Origin of the sequence: Delftia sp. 60, from assembly GCF_002754395.1 — a bacterium.
GTDB classification, from domain to species: domain Bacteria; phylum Pseudomonadota; class Gammaproteobacteria; order Burkholderiales; family Burkholderiaceae_C; genus Comamonas; species Comamonas acidovorans.
This window is the reverse complement of the sequence record NZ_PEFD01000001.1, coordinates 5,984,900-5,998,588: the sequence shown is the minus strand read 5'-3', so window position 1 is coordinate 5,998,588 and position 13,689 is coordinate 5,984,900. Positions and strand designations below refer to the sequence as shown.

Genomic DNA, 13,689 nt, shown 5'->3' with positions numbered 1-13,689 from the left:
ACCCGGAGCACCCGCCACCATGAGCATCACCGTCTACGCCGCCCGCAAGATCATCACCATGAACCCCATGCAGCCCGAGGCCACGCACGTGGCCGTGCGCGACGGGCGCATCCTCGCGGTCGGGGACCTGGCGCGCTGCACGGCCTGGGGCGAGTGCCGCATCGACGAGCGCTTTGCCGACCAGGTGCTGCTGCCCGGCCTGGTCGAGGGCCACTGCCACCTCAAGGAAGGCAGCATGTGGGACTGGACATACACGGGCTGGTTCGACCGGCGCGACCCCGATGGAAAGACCTGGCCCGGCCTGCGCTCCATGGATGCCGTGGTGGACCGCCTGGCCGAGGTGGCGGCGCGCATGGATGCGCAGGGCCTGCCGCCCGGACAGCCGCTGATCGCCTGGGGGTTCGATCCCATCTACTTTGGCGGCGAGCGCATGACGGTGGAGCACCTGGACCGGGCCGCCGCAGGCCGTCCCGTCGTGATCTCGCACGCCAACGGCCATCTGATGAACGTCAACAGCGCCATGCTGCGCCTGGCCGAGATCACGCGCGACAACGAGGTCGAGGGCGTGGTGCGCTTTGCGCCCGGCCACGCCCTGGCCGGCGAGCCCACGGGCGAGCTGCAGGAGCCGGCCGCCATGTTCCTGGTGCTGCGCAAGATCGGCAACGCCGGGCTGCTGGCGCCCATGACCGAGGCCGGTGTGCGCTCCTTCGCCCGCCTGGCCTGCCGCCAGGGCGTGACCACGGCCACCGACCTGGTCAACAGGCTGGGCGAGCAGGACTGCCGCGTGCTGGAGGCCGCGCTGGCCGATGACCAGGTGCCCATCCGCATCCTGCCCGCCTTCCAGGCGTTTCACGGCACCCATGGCGCCGAGGCCGGTGCCGAGCATGTGCGCGCGCTCATGGCGCGCAACACCGACCGGCTGCGCTACGGCCTGGTCAAGATGATGCTGGACGGCTCCATCCAGGGCTTTTCGGCGCGCCTGCGCTGGCCCGGTCACTACAACGGCGCGCCCAACGGCATCTGGGTCACCGCGCCCGCGCAGTACGAGGCCGATTTCGAGACCTACCACCGCGCAGGCCTGCTCATCCATACGCACACCAATGGCGACGAGGCCAGTGAAGCCGCCATCGACGCCATAGGCCGCGTGCTGGCCCGCGCGCCCCGGCCCGATCACCGCCACACGCTGCAGCATGGCCAGATGATCGATGCGCCGCTGTTTCGCCGCATGGCGGCGCTGGGCCTGTGCGCCAACCTGTTCGCCAACCACCTCTGGTACTGGGGCGACCAGCACTACGAGATGACCATGGGGCCGGACCGGGCCATGCGGCTCGATGCCTGCGCCAGCGCGCTAGCCGCCGGCGTGCCGCTGGCCATCCATTCGGATGCGCCCGTCACGCCGCTGGGGCCGCTGTTCACCGCCTGGTGCGCGGTCCACCGGATCACGCCCAAGGGCCGCGTGCTGGGCGCGGCCGAGCGCCTGACCGTGGCCCAGGCCCTGCATGCCGTCACGCTGGGCGCGGCCTGGACACTGAAGATGGACCACGAGATCGGCAGCATCGAATGCGGCAAGCGCGCCGACTTCTGCGTGCTGGAAGACGATCCGCTGTCCCTGGACCCCATGGTGCTCAAGGACCTCAAGGTCTGGGGCACGGTGCTGTCGGGGCGCGTCTTCAAGGCGGCATGACATGGGACAGCGGCTGCCGTTCACGGTCATCGGCGGTTTCCTGGGCGCCGGCAAGACCACGCTGCTCAACCACTGGCTGCGCCATGCGGATGGCCAGCGGCTGGCCGTGCTGGTCAACGACTTCGGTGCGCTCAACATCGATGCAGGCCTGATCAAGGCCCACAGCGGCGACACCATCGCGCTGACCAATGGCTGCGTGTGCTGCCAGATCGGCGATGACCTGTCCATGGCCCTGATCGGCGTGCTGCAGCAGCGCGATCGCTTCGACGCCGTGGTGGTCGAGGCCAGCGGCGTCTCCGACCCCTGGCGCATTGCCCAATTGGGCTTGGCCGATCCCGCACTGGCGCTGGACGGCGTCATCGTGGTCGTCGATGCCGCTGCCCTGCCCGGGCAGGCGGCCGACCCGCTGCTGGCCGACACGCTGCAGCGCCAGGTGGCCCGGGCCGATCTGGTCATCGTCAACAAGACCGATCTGGCCGATGCCCGGACCCTGGAGCGCGTGCACGGCTGGATAGCCAGCCACGCGCCAGCCGCGCAACGCTGCGATGTACGCGAAGCCCGGGTGCCCGTGGAGCTGCTCAGCGGCGCAGCCCTGCTGCGTGGCGTGCGGGAGGTCTCATGGGGTGCCAGCACTGCGCGCCCCATGCATGGCCGGCAGTTCGAGACCTGGTCCTGCCAGCCGCCCGGGACGCTGTGCGAGACGGCACTGCAGGCGTGGCTGCAGGCCATGCCGGCTGGCGTGCTGCGGCTCAAGGGCGTGGTGCAGACCGGGGCGGGCCAGTGGAGCGAGCTTCAGTTTGCCGGGCGCAGCGGCCGGCTGCGCGCCGCATCAGCGCCCGTGCAGCAGCAGGTGCCCGCCATCGTGGCCATCGGCCTGGCCGGGCAGTTGCCGGTGGCCGCGCTGCAGGCGCTGGTGGCAGGCGCTGCGGGCGTCAGGGCTGCGGGCCGTCCTGCATGAAATCCTGGGCTGCCTGCTGCAGCCACTCGCGCAGGCTTTGCAGCGGCGGGTAGTTGCCGCGGCTCGTGGGCCAGGCCAGGTAGTAGCGCTCGGCGCTTTCCATCTCGGGCAGATGGGGCAGGGCACGCACCAGATCGCCCTGGGCCAGTTCCCGCTCGATCAGAAAGCGTGGCAGCAAGGCCACGCCCACGCCGGCGATGGCGGCCTGGGCGGCGGTGGCGAACTGGTCGAACAGCATGCCCTGGCCCTCGGCCATGGGTGCATGGTGCACGGACAGCCAGCGCTGCCAGGCATCGGGGCGCGATGCCAGGTGCAGCAGCGGCGCCTGCAGCAGGTCCTGGGGCTGGGCAAAGCCATGCTGGGCCAGCAGGGCGGGGCTGCAGGCAGGCACCACGGTCTCGCTCATCAGAAAGGCCAGCTCGGCGCCCGGCCAGTGCGGCAGGCCGAAATGGATGGCGGCGTCCACGGCTTCGAGCTGGAAGTCGAATTGGGACAGCCGCGTCGTCAGGTTGATGGTGATGCCCGGGTGGGCGCTGAAGAACTGCGGCAGGCGCGGCGCCAGCCAGCGCGTGCCGAAGGTGGGCAGGATGGCCAGGTTCAGGCTGCCGCCGCGCGGGTTGGCCCGAAAGCCCAGCGTGGCGGTGGAGATGCGCATCAGCGCGCCGCGTATCTCCTGGGCATAGGCCTGGCCGGCCGGACTGAGCCGCACGGTCTGGCGCTCGCGCACAAAGAGCTCCGCCTCCAGCCGCTCCTCCAGCGCGCGGATCTGGCGGCTGACGGCGCTTTGCGTCAGGTGCAGCTCGGCCGCAGCTGCCGTGAAGCTCTGGTGCCGGGCCGCCGCCTCGAAGGCGCACAGCAGGGACATGGGGGGCAGGAAACGGCGGGACAGCAGCATGGCAGAGGGCGGTGGGGCAATCGTGGGAGGGGCATTCTGTTTGGGAATGACCTATGGGCCTGATTATCGTTTGACCAGGCTCAAGGCGCAGACCTAGCATGCGTGCCAGGAATCCACTCTGCCGCAGGGCTGCCCTGTGGCTCCAACTTCAGTCCCCACGAGCACCATGTCCTCTACGCCTGCCCACACCTTCGTGCCCTCCGACGAGATCCGCGCACGGTTTTCCAGCGCCATGTCCGAGATGTACCGCGATGAAGTGCCCCAGTACGGCACGCTGATCGAACTCGTGGCCGACATCAACCAGCGCACGCTGCAGGCCGAGCCCGCGCTGCTGGCCCGGATGCAGCGCAGTGGCGAGCTGGCCCGCCTGGGCGTGGAGCGCCACGGCGCCATCCGCGTGGGCACGGCCGCCGAGCTGTCCATGCTGCGCCGCCTGTTCGCCATCATGGGCATGGAGCCCGTGGGCTACTACGACCTGTCGGTGGCCGGCGTGCCCGTGCACTCCACGGCCTTCCGCCCCGTTGGCGATGCGGCGCTGCTGGCCAACCCTTTCCGCGTCTTCACCTCGCTGCTGCGCCTGGACCTGATTGCCGACGAGGCGCTGCGGGCCCAGGCGGGCGCCATCCTGGCGCAACGCAGCATCTTCACCGAACGCGCGCTGGCGCTGATCGCCCAGGCCGAAGCCCATGGCGGCCTGGCCGACGCCGATGCCGACGCATTCGTGCGCGAAGCACTGGAGACCTTCCGCTGGCACAGCGAATCCACCGTGGACGGCACCACCTACGACGCGCTGCACAAGGCCCACCGCCTGATCGCCGACGTGGTCTGCTTCAAGGGCCCGCACATCAACCACCTGACGCCGCGCACCCTGGACATCGATGCCGCCCAGGCCGCCATGCCCGAGCGCGGCATGGACGCCAAGGACGTAGTCGAAGGCCCGCCGCGCCGCGCCTGCCCCATCCTGCTGCGCCAGACCAGCTTCAAGGCGCTCAAGGAGACCGTGCGTTTTGCGGGCGATGCCACGGGCGCGGGCTCGCACACGGCGCGCTTCGGCGAGATCGAGCAGCGCGGCGTGGCGCTCACGCGCAAGGGCCGCGCGCTCTATGACCAACTGCTGGCCCAGGTGCGCGACATGGGCAGCGCAGGCAGTGCCGCGCCCGACTACGGCAGCCGCCTGGCCCAGGTCTTCGAGGCTTTCCCCGACACCCATGAGCAGCTGCGCCGGCAAGACCTGGCCTTCTACCGCTTCACGCTGAGCGACGAGGGAGCCGCCCTGGCCGCAGGCGAGGCCGCAGCGGCCGCCGCCTCGGACCTGGACGCCCTGATCGCCCGCGGCCTGGCCCAGGCCGAGCCCATCGTCTACGAAGACTTCCTGCCCGTGAGCGCGGCCGGCATCTTCCAGTCCAACCTGGGCGGCGAAGAGCAAAAGCAGTACGCGGCCCATGCGGCCCAGCAGGCCTTCGAGGCCGACCTGGGTGCCCGCGTGCATGACGAGATCGCGCTGTACGAGCAGGCCCAGCAGCGATCCATCGACCAGCTGCGCAGCGCGCTGCGCGGCCAGGCCACCAAGGTCGCCGCATAAGCGCCGACCCGGGCTGAGCCCGCCACCGTTGATCCCCTTCCCCGGGGCGCATGCACAGGCGCCAGGCCTGCGCGTGCGCCCCTTTTTTTTTTGCCATTTGCCGGAGGCCTTCATGAGCACCGCAGACCAGGGCGCGTCGTCGCCCACCGCCCATCTGTTCAACCCGCTGTTCGCACAGCCCGAAGGCTCGCCGATCCGCGAGCTGTTTCCGTACCTGAGCCGTCCCGGCATGCTCTCGCTGGCCGGAGGCTATCCATCGCCCAGCCTGTTCGATGCCGAAGGTTTGCAGCAGGCCGCCATGGCCGCACTGCAGCAGGATGCCGCCGCCAGCCTGCAGTACGGCGCCAGCGAAGGCCAGCTGCCGCTGCGCGAAGCCCTGGCCGCGCTGTGCGCCACGCGCGGCATTGCCTGCACGCCGGCCGACATGATCGTGACCACGGGCTCGCAGCAGGCCTTCGACCTGCTGGTCAAGGTGCTGGTGGAGCCTGGCGATCCGGTGCTGGTCGAAGTGCCCGCCTACCCGGCCACGCTGCAGACCCTGAAGCTGGCCCAGGCACAGGTCGTTGCCGTGCCCACGGACGAGCAGGGCCTGGACACCGAGGCCCTGGCCCGCCTGCTGGCGCAGTGGCCCCATGCGCGTGCCCCCAAGCTGCTCTACACCGTGCCCAACTTCTCCAACCCGGGCGGCACCCTGCTGCCCGCGGCGCGGCGCACGGCCCTGGTGGAGCTGGCGCGCCAGCATGGCTTTGTCATCGTCGAGGACGATCCCTATGGCGAGCTGCGCTTTACCGGCCAGCGCGAGCCGTCGATCTACGAAACGGGCCTGGCGCTGTGCGGCGCCCAGGCCAATCCCGTGGTCTACCTGTCCAGCCTGTCCAAGACCGTGGCGCCTGCGCTGCGCATCGGCTGGATGCTGGCCGACGCCCAATTGCTGCGCCGCTGCACCATCGCCAAGCAGACGGCCGATCTGTGCACCTCGCCGCTGGCGCAGATGATCGCCGCGCACTATCTGCGCTCGGGCCGCTATGCGCCTCAGCTGGCCCAGGCCTGCGCCGAGTACGCGGCGCGCATGGATGCGCTGTGCTCCGGCATGCAGTCGGCGCTGGGCGATCAGATCCGCTTCGTGCGGCCTGCGGGGGGCATGTTCGTCTGGGCCCAGCTGCTGCCGCCGCAGCGGCTTGCGGGTGATTCCCAGGCCCTGGCCCGTGCGCTGTTCACGGCAGCGGTGGAGCAGGGCGTGCTCTATGTGCCGGGCAAGGCCTTCTTCCCGGCCGATGCGGCAGACAAGGCCGGCCTTTGCATGCGCCTGTCGTATGCGGCGCCCACCGTGCCCCAGATCACCGAGGCCGTGGCGCGCCTGGGCCGGGCCTGGGGCCAGGCCGTGTCCTGAAAGACATCGGCAAAAGCGTTCATGCAATGACAAAGGCCGCCCGAGGGCGGCCTTTGTCTTGCTGGGCAAACCGGGTATGGCGCAAGGCCTGCCCGGTTGCGGCGGGCAATTACATGCCCATGCCGCCCATGCCACCCATGCCGCCCATGTCGGGCATGGCAGGGCCGCCTTCAGCCTTGGGAGACTCGGCGATCATGGCTTCGGTCGTCAGCAGCAGCGATGCCACGGAAGCGGCGTTCTGCAGGGCCGTACGCGTCACCTTGGTCGGGTCCAGGATACCCATTTCCAGCATGTCGCCGTAGGTGTCGTTGGCAGCGTTGAAGCCGTAGTTGCCCGAGCCGTTCAGCACGGCGTTGACCACCACCGAGGGCTCGCCACCGGCGTTGGCCACGATTTCGCGCAGGGGCGCTTCGATGGCCTTCATGATCAGCTTGATGCCGGCGTCTTGCTCGGCATCGCCGGTCTTCAGGTCGCCCACGGCTTGCTTGGCACGCAGCAGAGCCACGCCGCCGCCGGCCACGATGCCTTCTTCCACAGCAGCGCGGGTAGCGTGCAGGGCGTCTTCAACGCGGGCCTTCTTTTCCTTCATCTCGACTTCGGTGGCAGCGCCAACCTTGATCACGGCAACGCCGCCAGCCAGCTTGGCCACGCGCTCTTGCAGCTTTTCGCGGTCGTAGTCGCTGGTGGCTTCTTCGATCTGGATGCGGATCTGCTTGACGCGGGCTTCGATTTCAGCAGCTTGGCCAGCACCGTCGATGATGGTGGTGTTTTCCTTGCCGATTTCGATGCGCACTGCCTGGCCCAGGTCTTCCAGGGTCACCTTGTCCAGCGCCAGGCCCACTTCTTCAGCGATGACCTTGCCGCCCGTCAGGATGGCGATGTCTTCCAGCATGGCCTTGCGGCGGTCGCCGAAGCCAGGAGCCTTGACAGCCACAACCTTCAGGATGCCGCGGATGGTGTTGACCACCAGCGTTGCCAGGGCTTCGCCTTCGACGTCTTCTGCAATGATCAGCAGGGGACGGCCGGCCTTGGCCACGGCTTCCAGCGTGGGCAGCAGGTCACGGATGTTGCTGATCTTCTTGTCGAACAGCAGCACGAAGGGGTTGTCCAGCAGGGCAACCTGCTTTTCAGGGTTGTTGATGAAGTAGGGCGACAGGTAGCCGCGGTCGAACTGCATGCCCTCGACGACGTCGAGTTCGTTGGCCAGCGACTTGCCTTCTTCAACGGTGATCACGCCTTCCTTGCCGACCTTGTCCATGGCTTCGGCAATGATGCTGCCCACGGATTCGTCGGAGTTGGCGGAGATCGAGCCGACCTGGGCGATTTCCTTGGAGGTGGTGGTGGCCTTGGATTGCTTCTTCAGCTCTTCCACCAGGGCGGCGACAGCCTTGTCGATGCCGCGCTTGAGGTCCATGGGGTTCAGGCCGGCGGCCACGTACTTGGTGCCTTCGCGGACGATGGCCTGTGCCAGCACGGTGGCGGTGGTCGTGCCGTCACCGGCGATGTCGTTGGTCTTGGAGGCCACTTCCTTCACGAGCTGGGCGCCCATGTTCTGCAGCTTGTCCTTGAGTTCGATTTCCTTGGCGACCGAGACACCGTCCTTGGTCACGGTGGGGGCGCCGAAGGAGCGCTCCAGCACCACGTTGCGGCCCTTGGGGCCCAGGGTGACCTTGACCGCGTTGGCCAGGATGTTCACGCCTTCAACCATGCGGGCGCGTGCTTCGCCGCCGAAAACTACGTCTTTTGCTGCCATTTCAATTCTCCGGATTCAGTTGGAAAGTGCGGTTTCGAAGCGCGGATTACTTTTCGACGACTGCGAACAGGTCGTCTTCCTTCATCACCAGCAGTTCGTCGCCATGGACCTTGACGGTCTGGCCGCTGTACTTGCCGAACAGAACGCGGTCGCCGACCTTCACGTTCAGAGCGATCACTTCGCCCTTGTCGTTCTTCTTGCCGGGGCCCACTGCCAGCACTTCGCCCTGGTCGGGCTTCTCGGCGGCATTCTCGGGGATCACGATGCCCGAAGCCGTCTTGGTTTCGTTCTCGAGGCGCTTCACGATCACGCGATCGTGCAGGGGACGCAGGTTCATACCAACTCCTAAATCATCAACAAAGTTGAAACAAAGACTTGCCGGCCCGGCGGGCCGGCATTCGAAGCAATGTGGGACAGAGGACTGTTAGCACTCATACCCAACGAGTGCTAATAATAAGGCAATTCGGCCAGGATTCAAGGGGTAGGGTCGATGTGCCGCAGTGTGTAACGACGCCTCACATGCTTTTGCGCCACGGATTCCCGGTGGGTGTTGGCTCATCGCTCGGCCAGCACTATGGCAAGACGTGGCATCTGCGGAGCCCGCGCCGATGGAGTTCCTGCGGCGCGCTGCTGGGGGCCAGAGTCCTGATTGCAGGACGTCCAGGCGCTAGAATGTGAATGAATCTCATTCATCCATGCGATCTGCGCACATGGCCAGGGCGCCCCTCCCCGTCGTTGTCCATCCGATGCGTGGGGGTCCCCGGCGCCACGGATCGGTTGCCCATCTGCGCGTTGTGCCTCACCTCCAGACTTTCATCACTGACGAATGCAGTGCCCTTGCGGGTTCACGGTCGGCTGCTGCATTCCTCCCGTGCGCAAAGGCTAGGGGATGAAACGCGATCCGGTCTCCGCAGCGCGGGGTGAGCCGATACCTGGGCGCCAGACTCCAGAGGCTCCCCTGGTTGCGCTCTATACGCGTTGGCGCACGCCTGTGATGCGCATGTTGCGCCGACACTTTCGAACCACTGCAGCGGTCGAGGACGCGGCGCAGGAAGTGTTCGCGCGGGTGGCCGCCACGGGCAGGAATCTCGAGCCCGGGCAGGAGCAGCCCTATCTGCGGCAGACCGTGCGCAGCGTGGCGGCGCGAGACTGGGAAAAGGGCCCGGAGGCGCACGGGCTCCAGAGTGTTCCGTATGACGACTGCCAGCAAGAGCTGCTTGCCATCTCTGCCGAGGGCTTCGGAGACACCGAGCGTCAAGCCGAGAGCCGCCAGCGGCTGACGCGGCTGCACGAGGCGATCCAGGAACTGCCGCCACGGCAGCGCGAAGCCTTCATTCTTCAACGGATCGAGGGGCGCACCGTTGAGGAAACCGCCGATTGCATGGGGATCAGTACACGGATGGTGGTGAAGCACCTGGGCCGGGCCGTCGGCTATTGCGAGACGCGCATCTTGTTCGCAAGTGCCACTCAGATGAGGCGCCTGCAGGCCCTGCAGGGCACACTGGATGCCGAAGAAGACAACGACGACGAATGCGCCGCCCCACCGGCGCAGGGCAAAAGAGCATGAGCGCAGAGCCAGGCCATTCCCGGTTGCAGGACCTCCCGCCCGAGCAGGTGCTTGGGCTCAACCATCGCGCGGGCGAGTGGTATGTGCGTCGCCAGCAGCCCGGCTGGTCGGGCGCGGACGAGCGCGCTCTCGACGAGTGGCTGGCGCAGGACCCGGCCCATCGCGAGGCCATGGACGGTGTCGGCCGCGCCTGGCGTGAAGCGGAGCAGCTCAAGGCCATGTTCCCGGCCGTCTACGGGCGCAATCCGCCAGCGGCTGCCGCCCGCGAAGCGCCGCGCGCCGGCAGGCCGGCGCCGCAGCCACGCAGTGCTGCAGGGGCCGCGGACCGGCCGCGCAGACCCGCCATGGCATCGGCCTTCGCCGCAGCACTGTTCGCCGTGGTTGTTGCCGGGTACGGCTGGCACCGCTGGGACAACACCGCCAGCTATGCGGTCGATATCGCCACCGCTCCGGGTGAACTTCGCCGCATCGACCTGCCCGATGGATCGCAGGTGGCGCTCAATGCCAACAGCCGCCTTCAGGTGCGCTACTACCCCCGCCGGCGCGAAACCGTACTCGACCAGGGCGAGGCCTTCTTCCAGGTCGCGGCGGATGCCGACAAGCCCTTCACCGTGGACAGCGGCGGCAGCCAGGTGCGCGTCGTCGGCACCGCATTCAATGTGCGGGCAGCCCCGCCGGAATTCGTGGTGCAGGTGCAGGAAGGGCGCGTCGAGGTGCGCTCAAAGACCCATCCCGAAGCCCCTGTGCTCGCCATGGGCCCGGGCGCGGGTGTGGCCATCGATCCCGCAAGCGGGCGCCGCCGCAGCCTTTCAGTGGCAACGCAAGACGTTGCGCAATGGCGGACCGGGCAGATCTACTTCAAGCGCGCCCCGCTTCGGCATGTGGCGGATGAACTGTCGCGCTACCTCGGCCAGCCGGTGGAGATAGAGAGCCCTGCGCTCCAGGCCGTGACTGTTTCGGGCCTGCTTGCGCTGGAGGAGCCGGAACGCTTCCTCCTGGCCCTGCCCAGCGTAGCCAGCGTGCGCGTGCAGCGGCGCGCCGAGGGTGGCTGGCTGATCGGTTCTCGTTGAGATACAAATTGTTTCATTTTGCCGGGTTCTCTGGTTTTGCCTTTTCCTGCTTCTTCATGGGTAGGGGCGAGGAATTTCTGCGCCCCGGGGCTGCCAGCCACGGAAATGAGCAATCACCGCTTTCTGATTGATTCCCAGCCAACGGCCGCAAGCAAGCGGCATCCCCGCGCAGTTGGCTGTCTTTTACGCCCCCGCCTGATCTGGCAAGCGGGCGAACCCGCCTTCCTGCCCTGGGCCTGCCGTCGTCGTACGCACAAGGAATCCAGGAGCTACAGGTCATGTACCAAGGTCAGTCGAGGGAACGTTTCGAGAACAACAATGGGAAGCTGGCCGCGCACCGTGCGCGGTCTGTCCGCACACAGGAGTGCGGCCCTGTGCTGCGGCCCAGCCTGGTGGCGGTGCTCATGTCGGCAGCGGTAGCCGTGATGGCCGTCAGCCCCGGCGAGGCGCTGGCCCAGCCCGCCGCCTCCATGGAAACCCGCCAGCCCTTTCACATTGCGGCCCAGCCCCTGCTCGAAGCCCTCAAGGCATTTGGCCGCCAGACGCAAGCGCAGGTGCTCTTTGATGACGGGCTGGTCGAAGGGCGCCAAGGCGCAGCAGTCAGCGGCAATCTCAGTGCACGCGAAGCCTTGGCAAGACTGCTGGCTGGAACGGGCTTGGCCGCCGTCAGCACGCAGCCCGGCACCTTCACCATCCAGACAGCAGCGGCTGCGGCTTCCAAGGTGACTTTGGCGGAAGTGACGGTGACGGCGCAAGCCGATGCCAATGGAGCGACCGAAGGCACCGGCTCCTACACCGCGGACCGGGTGCGCACTGCCACCAAACTGGACCTGTCCATCCGCGAGACGCCGCAATCGGTCAGCGTGGTGACGCAGCAGCAGATGCGCGATGCCAACATGCAGTCACTCGACGACGTGACCGATGCCCTTGTGGGTGTCACCTACAGCCAGCTGGGCACCGAGCGCTCGTACTTCTATTCCAGGGGCTTCCAGGTCACGGACCTGCAGATCGATGGCCTGTCCACCAGCATGGCCGAGAGCTTTTCGGCCGACGCCATGTCGCTCAACAACATGGCGATCTACGACCGGGTGGAGGTGGTGCGCGGCGCCAACGGCCTGCTCCAGGGCTCGGGCAACCCGTCGGCCGTCATCAACCTGGTGCGCAAGCGGCCGACGCGCGAGTTCCAGATGAGTGCCGAGGTCGGCGCCGGCTCCTGGGCGGACTACCGGGCGCAGTTCGACGTATCCGGCCCGCTCAATGCCCAAGGCACCGTGCGCGGCCGCGCCGTGCTGCTCAACAACCAGTCCAACAGCTTCAGGCAGGGCGCCGAGGCCGACAACCGGATGCTCTACGCCATCGTGGAGACCGACCTGGGCGCCGCCACGACGGCCAGCCTCGGCTTCAGCGCGCAGCGCGACAACCACCAGGGCTATGACTGGGGCGGCTTCAACACGCGGGAAGATGGCTCGTTCTACCCCCTGGACCGCTCGGCCTCGCAAGCAGGTCCCGACGCGCACCTGAACCGGGACAACTACACCGTCTTCGGCGACGTGAAGCACCGCCTGGGCAACGGCTGGAACCTGGCCGCCGCCTTCAACGCGGTGCGTTCCAAGGCCAGCTTCGTTGCCAATTACCCCGCACGGATCTCGGGCGGCAGCCATGCCCTGACCTGGGTGGACGCGGAGTACACCGACAAGCAGTTCGCCTTCGACCTGCATGCCACAGGCCCCTACACCCTGTTCGGCCGCCAGCACCAGCTCATGCTGGGCCTGAGCACGCGCAGGGACAACTTCGACTACGACATCTACGCGCCCCGGGGCTCGCAGACGATAGACGTCACCGGCTTCGACTTCTCCTCGATCCGGGCGCCGGGCTTCAGCAGCACGCCCTCCGTCTATGCGCTGGAGCGCAACGAGAAGGGCGCTTCCATCGCCACCCGTCTGCGCGCCACAGAGGCGCTGAGCTTCATCGTCGGCAGCCGGTTGAGCTGGTCGGACTATTCCTCCCGCAGCCCGTACACCACCGCATCGTTCGACTCCGGCCGGCAGTTCATTCCGTATGCGGGCGTGGTCCATGACCTGAGCTCTGCGCATGCGCTCTACGCCAGCTACACCGACATCTATTCGATCCAGCAGTACTACAGCCCGAGCGGCCTGCTCGACCCGGTGAAGGGCAAGAACTACGAAGCCGGAGTGAAGAGCCAGTTCTTCGACGGCCGCCTGCAGACTGCGCTGGCCGTGTTCCAGACCGACCAGTTGAACCTGCCGGTGGCCCTGAGCATGGCCTCGACCTGCGGGCTCAGTGGCGGCGCCCGCTGCTACACAGAGGGCGCCAAGGTACGCAACCGTGGCATCGACCTGGAGGTCACGGGCTCGCCCGCACCAGGCTGGAACGTTGCCGCCGGCTTCACCTTCAGCGACCCGAAGTACGTGGCCGGCCCCAATGCGGGCAAGCACTACAACACCACCTTGCCGCGCAAGGTCTTCAAGCTGTCCACCGACTACCGCCTGCCCGGTGGACGTTGGCGTGTGGGCGGCAGCGTGCAGGCACAGAGCGCCATGTCGCACGACGGTGCCGGGTTTCGCATCCAGCAGGGCGGCTACACGCTGCTGAACCTGCATGCGGGTTACCAGTTCACCAGCCGCCTGCGGCTGCAGGTCAACGTTCGCAACGCACTGGACAAGCACTACTACCAGACCATCCCGACCAACAACAACTACGGTGGCGTCTTCGCCGGCACGCCGCGCAGCTTCGCGGTGACCCTGCGCTATGACTACTGACCGGCGGGAC

10 protein-coding genes are annotated in these 13,689 nt (G+C 67.6%); 7 read left to right on the top strand and 3 right to left on the bottom strand.

Annotation, left to right across the window (positions count from 1 at the left end):
* The first annotated feature begins 19 nt into the window (after positions 1 to 19).
* Both CLV01_RS26955 and CLV01_RS26950 read left to right on the top strand, forming a co-directional pair.
* Complete coding sequence (locus tag CLV01_RS26955) at positions 20 to 1,684, top strand: amidohydrolase (RefSeq protein WP_099735046.1); 1,665 nt, start codon at positions 20 to 22, stop codon at positions 1,682 to 1,684.
* A gap of 1 nt (position 1,685) precedes the next feature.
* Complete coding sequence (locus CLV01_RS26950; protein ID WP_099732805.1) at positions 1,686 to 2,642, top strand: CobW family GTP-binding protein; 957 nt, start codon at positions 1,686 to 1,688, stop codon at positions 2,640 to 2,642.
* Here the strand turns inward: CLV01_RS26950 and CLV01_RS26945 are convergent.
* Positions 2,617 to 3,537 carry a LysR family transcriptional regulator gene (locus CLV01_RS26945; protein WP_099732806.1) on the bottom strand — a complete coding sequence of 307 codons (921 nt, stop codon included), beginning with the start codon at positions 3,535 to 3,537 and terminating at the stop codon, positions 2,617 to 2,619. The two genes, CLV01_RS26950 and CLV01_RS26945, sit on opposite strands and share 26 nt — an antisense overlap.
* A gap of 166 nt (positions 3,538 to 3,703) precedes the next feature.
* Between CLV01_RS26945 and hglS the strand changes: the two genes are divergently transcribed.
* On the top strand, positions 3,704 to 5,119 hold the full coding sequence (gene hglS, locus CLV01_RS26940) for a 2-oxoadipate dioxygenase/decarboxylase HglS (protein ID WP_097201377.1): 1,416 nt from the start codon (positions 3,704 to 3,706) through the stop codon (positions 5,117 to 5,119).
* A 112-nt stretch (positions 5,120 to 5,231) separates the two neighbouring features.
* Complete coding sequence (locus tag CLV01_RS26935; protein ID WP_099735047.1) at positions 5,232 to 6,509, top strand: aminotransferase-like domain-containing protein; 1,278 nt, start codon at positions 5,232 to 5,234, stop codon at positions 6,507 to 6,509.
* A gap of 109 nt (positions 6,510 to 6,618) precedes the next feature.
* On the opposite strand, the gene groL is transcribed toward CLV01_RS26935, so the two are convergent.
* Together groL and CLV01_RS26925 are read right to left on the bottom strand one after the other, a co-directional pair.
* On the bottom strand, positions 6,619 to 8,262 hold the full coding sequence (groL, locus tag CLV01_RS26930) for a chaperonin GroEL (protein ID WP_013800679.1): 1,644 nt from the start codon (positions 8,260 to 8,262) through the stop codon (positions 6,619 to 6,621).
* A gap of 46 nt (positions 8,263 to 8,308) precedes the next feature.
* Positions 8,309 to 8,599 (bottom strand): co-chaperone GroES, encoded by a 291-nt coding sequence (locus tag CLV01_RS26925; RefSeq protein ID WP_012207457.1) that lies wholly within the window; start codon positions 8,597 to 8,599, stop codon positions 8,309 to 8,311.
* Positions 8,600 to 9,151: 552 nt separating this feature from the next.
* Between CLV01_RS26925 and CLV01_RS26920 the strand changes: the two genes are divergently transcribed.
* From CLV01_RS26920 to CLV01_RS26910, 3 genes are all read left to right on the top strand, one after another.
* Complete coding sequence (locus CLV01_RS26920) at positions 9,152 to 9,829, top strand: RNA polymerase sigma factor (protein ID WP_099732807.1); 678 nt, start codon at positions 9,152 to 9,154, stop codon at positions 9,827 to 9,829.
* Positions 9,793 to 10,899, top strand: coding sequence for a FecR family protein (locus CLV01_RS26915; protein WP_257221530.1), 1,107 nt, complete (start codon positions 9,793 to 9,795; stop codon positions 10,897 to 10,899). Before CLV01_RS26920 ends, CLV01_RS26915 begins: the two co-directional genes overlap by 37 nt.
* 374 nt (positions 10,900 to 11,273) lie before the next feature.
* Positions 11,274 to 13,679, top strand: coding sequence for a TonB-dependent siderophore receptor (locus tag CLV01_RS26910; protein WP_257221529.1), 2,406 nt, complete (start codon positions 11,274 to 11,276; stop codon positions 13,677 to 13,679).
* Positions 13,680 to 13,689 lie beyond the last annotated feature (10 nt).